Origin of the sequence: Occallatibacter sp., from assembly GCF_036502485.1 — a bacterium.
Taxonomy (GTDB): Bacteria; Acidobacteriota; Terriglobia; order Terriglobales; family Acidobacteriaceae; genus Telmatobacter.
This window is the reverse complement of record NZ_DASXYM010000011.1, coordinates 1-5,259: the sequence shown is the minus strand read 5'-3', so window position 1 is coordinate 5,259 and position 5,259 is coordinate 1. Positions and strand designations below refer to the sequence as shown.

The window sequence follows — 5,259 nt, the reverse complement described above, 5'->3', positions numbered from 1 at the left end:
GGAGCAAGCACATTGGCGGCGGCCTGGCCGGCCGGTCCGGCGAACATAGTTAGAGAAATAGTGTTAAAACAAATTCGAGACCACAGAGGCACAAGATGGCTGTCCTTCGCTTCCCCGATACCAACAGGACCATTGCAACAGAGGCGGAGATCCGTGCGGAGCTTGCTGCGCTGGGCATTGACTTTGAGCGCTGGAGTCTGGATCGCGTGCCGCCGGACAGCTCCGCGGAGGTTGTGCTGGCAGCGTATGGCGATGAGATCGCGGCGATGAAGCAGCGCGGCGGCTACGTGATGGCCGATGTCATCGATGTGACTCCGCAGACGCCGAACCTGGATGCGATGCTGGCTCGGTTCGACAAGGAGCACACGCACGACGAAGACGAGGTGCGGTTCATCCTTGCGGGGCGCGGGATTTTCTTTCTGCATATCAGCGGGCGGGTAGCGTCTGTGGAGGTGGGACCGGGCGACCTGTTGAGGGTGCCGCGCGGTACGACGCACTGGTTCACGCTGTGCGAAGAGCGGCGCATCCGCGCGATCCGGTGGTTCCAGAACACCTCAGGGTGGGCGCCGCACTATACCGACTCCGGCGTGGATCGCGGTTATCATCCGCTGTGCTTCGGGCCGGCCTACTTGGGCGAGCGCGTGGAGAATCCCTTTGCGAAGTCGCTTGAGGCATGAGCGCGCCGAAGCTGTATCTGTTTGACATAGAGGGCACGGTCGCCCCGGTGTCGTTTGTGACCGAGACTTTGTTTCCGTATGCGCGGAAGCATTGCGAGGAGTTTCTGTGGCAGGTGGTGCCGGAGATCGGCAATGTGGAATTGGGCGATAACCCGGAAGGCACAATCTTCATGGACATGATGCTGCTGGCCTTGGAGAACAGGAGGGAGACAGATCCGGGCGCGCCGCGGATTCTGCCGCCCGAAGCCGCCAATCAAGGGGCGGTGTCGATGAGTCCGGCGAAAGGTATTCCACGCATTGTGGAGTACATCTACTGGCTCATGGATCAGGATCGGAAATCTACCGCGCTGAAAAGCCTGCAAGGCAAGATCTGGAAAGCGGGCTACGAGCGCGGAGAGCTGAAGAGCGTGCTCTTCGACGATGTGCCGGGGGCGTTCGCGCGCTGGTCAAAGGAGGCGGGGATCGCGATTTATTCGTCAGGTTCGGCGGAGGCGCAGGTGCTGTTTTTCCGGCATTCAAACGTGGGAGATTTGACGCCGATGATCTCCGGCTACTTTGATACGCGCATTGGACCGAAGCAGGCCAGCGCGAGTTATGTTGCCATTGCGCAGCAGATGAATGTTGCGCCGGAGGACGTGCTGTTCTTCTCCGATGTGGTGAGCGAACTGGATGCCGCGCGCGCGGCCGGCTGCGGGACGCGGCTGATGGTGCGGCCGGGCAATGCGCCGGTTGCGGACTTCGGCGCGCATGCGGCGATCCAGTCGCTGGGCCCCGACAGCCTGTTCTGATGGGTTGTTGATCCAGTCTGAAACAAAGCGTCTCCCACTGAAATCATTGCGGATTTCTTCAGCCGGATGGTGGCGTATTGTCGCCTCTGATCCAGCGAAGCGGGGAGGCCCATGTGAGATGGAACAAGAGAAGAGCCGGCGCCTTGTATGGCGCAGTTGTTCTGGTGGCGGCCATGGCCGGGGCGGGAGTGATGCAGCCGCCGGGTTACTCGCAAAATGCAGAAGGGCAGGCATCGGTCATGTCGGTCACGTCGGTTGATCCGTGGGGAAATTCCTGCGATCAGATGAGCATGATGCCGGGCATGAATGTGATGGGCGAGAGCATGGAGGCAATGGCCAACCACATGTGCGTTACTCCAATGCGGCCGGCCCAACCCGGCGATGAGGAAAAGGCGCGCGCCGTGATTGCACAGGTGAAGGCGAGCATCGAGAAATACAAGGATTACAAGAAGGCGATAGCGGATGGATTTATCCAGGCCAATCCCACGGTGGATCAGCCGCAGTTCCATTTCAACAACGATGCGAACGCCAGGCTGGCTGACAGCAAATTTGACCCGACGCGGCCGACCTCGCTGCTGTACTTTCAAACTCCCAATCAGAAGTTCAAGCTGGAAGGCGTGATGTTTACCGCGCGCAACAACACGACGGAAGATGAACTGAACCAGCGAATTCCGTTAAGCGTGGCGCGGTGGCACAAGCATACGAACTTTTGCGGAGCGCCGGAAAACAAGGTCAAGGAGTATTTCGGAAAGAATCCGAAGTTCGGCATGTTCGGGTCAATTCACACCAGGGAAGCGTGCGATGCCGAAGGAGGCAAGTTTTTTCCTGTGGCTTTCACGTGGATGATCCACGTATTTCCGTACGAGGGCGACATCAAAAATGCCTTCTCAATGAACGATGATGTGCCGCACTTTCACTGAGGGACTGCCGCCCCGTACGGCGTGATCTCGGCTTCCGGGGTGGATGAGTCGAAGGCATGCGAGTTGTGCGCATTCTTCAGATTTTTATCCAGGAAGGCGCGCACGAATTTCTCGATCAGAAGGATGTTGTGGGACACCAGCTCCGGCGCGGGATATCCATCTTCACCGTTGAAAATCACGGGAATGTCACTGAAGCTGGGATGGGCGATGCCGGGAGTCTTGATGATCACGTCGTAACTTCCTGGGAAACACTCTTGGAGCTGCTTTTGCTTGACCTTGAGAAAATCCTCGTGCTGGGTATGTGAGCCGCCCATCTGCGATTCCGGGTGATAGGCCTCGAGGAAAAGAAGCGGCTGATTCATGCTTGGGTGATCCGGATAAATGGGCAGGGCCGCGAAGGGAACCATGGCGCCATCCAAGTCGACGCAGGCCTTGAGCCGCTTGTCCAGCTGGCAGGCTCGTGCCGAGAACTCTGCTCCGGCTGAATGGCCCATGGCGGCGACGCGAGACGAATCTATTTTGCCTTTCAAGGGGAACTGTTGGTCGCCGGTCTTGCTCAATTCCGTCACGTGATCGAGGACAAAACGCACGTCGTCGGCGCCCTCGCTGATCCCTGCCGAGATGCTCTCGATTTGCTTTTGCATTCGCTCGGCAGGCGATGTGTTCGCAGGCATGGGGAGCTCGCGGTGAGGAACGAGCCGGCCGTCAGGGAATTGCACCGCGATCGCCGTCCCTGTGTGTTGGATTGCCGCGACAACATAGCCATGGCTCACCAGGTCCTCAATCAGCCAGGTGTAAGCGAAGGAAGTGCTGCCGTTCCCATGGGAAAAGATCACCAGCGGCCATTGTGCTTCAGCGTCAGCCAGGGGAGCGTGTTCGACGGCATGGGAGTAGATGTCTCCAGAGACAATGAGCGGCCAATTTGCCCCGAATTCGTCGCGCATCCGGCTTTGGATCTCGGGATTGGCATTCATCTGCTTCGCTCCCGGAAGATAGACCCCTTTCGCCTCTGCATGGGGCGGCGTTGTCGGATACCAGAGATAAACCATCAATTCGCGAGGGTGTTCGGGATCCAGACGATCGTGACGCTTCGCGTCAGTCCAATCGAATCCGGCTCGACCAATCCCGTAGTTGCCCGACGGAGCAGGTAGCCTCGGCGCGAGAACAGCAGCCGGGGCGGAGTTGACCGCCTGCGCCGCGCTTTGCCAGACACTGGGCAGGAACAGCGCGAACAGCAGTAGCAGAAAGCTCCGGCTGAGCCTTGAAACGAAGCTGGAAAGCTTTGCCATGAGGGGTTGGATGCTGTCGCGGGTACGAGGAAAGCGCAGCAATCGAACGAGATAAAACGGACAGCGTTGCAATCTAAATTGTGAAAGCGAAGGATGTTTCGTTGACGCTGCCCCGGACGTGCGATCATACGGTCGTTTCAGAAAGAAGCAACGATGATCACGCCAGCGGAGAGCAAGAAGCAGCGGGCGGACAGTAGCACGCGGACCGGATTCGTGAATCCGCGGAGGCAGGTGGTGATTCGCAACACGGGACTGCCGGGAACGGAAGACGGCCAGACCGTGTATCAGATGGCCTGTTCTGTTTGCGGGCACGTATATGGAGCCAACGGCAGCGACATTCACGCGCGACGCTGCCCGCAACATGATCACGGCGGTGCGGGGCTGAATTACAAGCAGGATGCCCTGGCGCTGAAGGTGCGGATGGTGCACTGATTCGTTCAAAGAGTGCCCTGATCCGTTCAGGAGGATTGGTGCGGTTGGGGTCCGGGAGCGCTCCTGTACTCTGAATTTGTGCACTGGACCAATCCGGCCACAACAGCGTTTGACGAGCTGCGCACCGCGCCCTGGGTGCGCTTTTCCGTGCTGGCGCTCAGCTCCATCTTTTTCCTCGTCGACCCGTTTGCGGCGATCGGGTCGTTTCTGGCTATTACGGAGCACGCCGATGAGGGGCGGCGCAAGCGCATGGCGCGCAAGGCGGCGATCACCTGCTTCATCGTGCTCACCAGCTTTGCCATCGCAGGGCAGCTCATCTTCCGCATGTTCGGCATCACGCTGCCGGCGTTTGAAGTGGCCGGCGGCCTGATTCTGCTGCTGATCGGTCTGGACATGCTGGAGGCGAAACGCTCGCCCACGCAGGAGGCTTCGGGCGACACTGAAGAGGCCAGCCATAAGGAAGATGCGGGGATTGTGCCGCTGGGGATTCCCATGCTGGCGGGCCCGGGAGCGATCTCGTCGGTGATGGTGCTGGTGGGGCAGGTGGGTGGGCTGTGGCGCTGGGAGATGGGCGCGATCCTGGGCTCGATTGCGATCACCGCGCTCGTCAGCTACTGGGTTCTAGGCGCGGCCGGGCGGGTGCGCGCCGTCATGGGCGAGACCGGGATACGGATTCTCGTCCGCATCATGGGCCTGCTGCTGGTGGCGCTGGCTATGCAGTTCTTCGTGAACGGCCTGGTGGACCTGGGGATCATTGCTCATCAGGGGTGAGTCGTCTGGTGCCCCTGATTCATCTAAAGGACTGTGGCCAATAAGCCACGATTGGGGCGAGCGAGGATTGCACAAAGCCTTGTAGGTTGCGGCTTTGAAGGGCTTTCCCACAGAATTGAGCGCTTTCCCACAGGGGAAGCGGCTTGCGCGAGACTCGATCCGTTGCTATTCTCAGGAAGTCGCAACAACGTGCTGCAGGAAACGACGGCAGCCGGTTGCAAATGAGAGTGGCTTATGTTACTCTCGAAAAGTTGCAGTAAGGGCAGTGGGGCTTCCGGTGGCTGTAGTAGCCTCCCCAAGCGCGAACGACGATCTGAAGTTGATTCGCCCAAGTTTGGAAGCGATGGTTCGTAGGGTTGGATGAGGCGGAAAGCTGCTCCTG

The 5,259-nt window shown here is 59.3% G+C and carries 5 protein-coding genes; 4 read left to right on the top strand and 1 reads right to left on the bottom strand.

Features of this window, described 5'->3' with window-relative positions; translation table 11 throughout:
- Nucleotides 1–95: 95 nt before the first annotated feature.
- The 3 genes from VGL22_RS01935 to VGL22_RS01925 all read left to right on the top strand — a co-directional run bounded on the left by VGL22_RS01935 (nt 96) and on the right by VGL22_RS01925 (nt 2,385).
- Complete coding sequence (locus tag VGL22_RS01935) at nt 96–677, top strand: 1,2-dihydroxy-3-keto-5-methylthiopentene dioxygenase (RefSeq protein ID WP_465265186.1); 582 nt, start codon at nt 96–98, stop codon at nt 675–677.
- Entirely contained in the window at nt 674–1,465 is a 792-nt protein-coding gene (gene mtnC, locus VGL22_RS01930) for an acireductone synthase (protein WP_465265185.1), read from the top strand. The genes VGL22_RS01935 and mtnC overlap by 4 nt, the downstream gene beginning before the upstream one ends.
- A 113-nt stretch (nt 1,466–1,578) precedes the next feature.
- Complete coding sequence (locus tag VGL22_RS01925) at nt 1,579–2,385, top strand: hypothetical protein (protein WP_465265184.1); 807 nt, start codon at nt 1,579–1,581, stop codon at nt 2,383–2,385.
- On the opposite strand, the gene VGL22_RS01920 is transcribed toward VGL22_RS01925, so the two are convergent.
- A complete protein-coding gene (locus tag VGL22_RS01920) occupies nt 2,379–4,115 on the bottom strand; it encodes an alpha/beta hydrolase (protein ID WP_465265183.1) in 1,737 nt (578 codons plus the stop codon). The genes VGL22_RS01925 and VGL22_RS01920 overlap by 7 nt on opposite strands.
- Before the next feature lie 69 nt (nt 4,116–4,184).
- Between VGL22_RS01920 and VGL22_RS01915 the strand changes: the two genes are divergently transcribed.
- Nucleotides 4,185–4,877: a MarC family protein gene (locus VGL22_RS01915; RefSeq protein ID WP_465265182.1), complete on the top strand. Its 693-nt coding sequence runs from the start codon at nt 4,185–4,187 to the stop codon at nt 4,875–4,877.
- Nucleotides 4,878–5,259 lie beyond the last annotated feature (382 nt).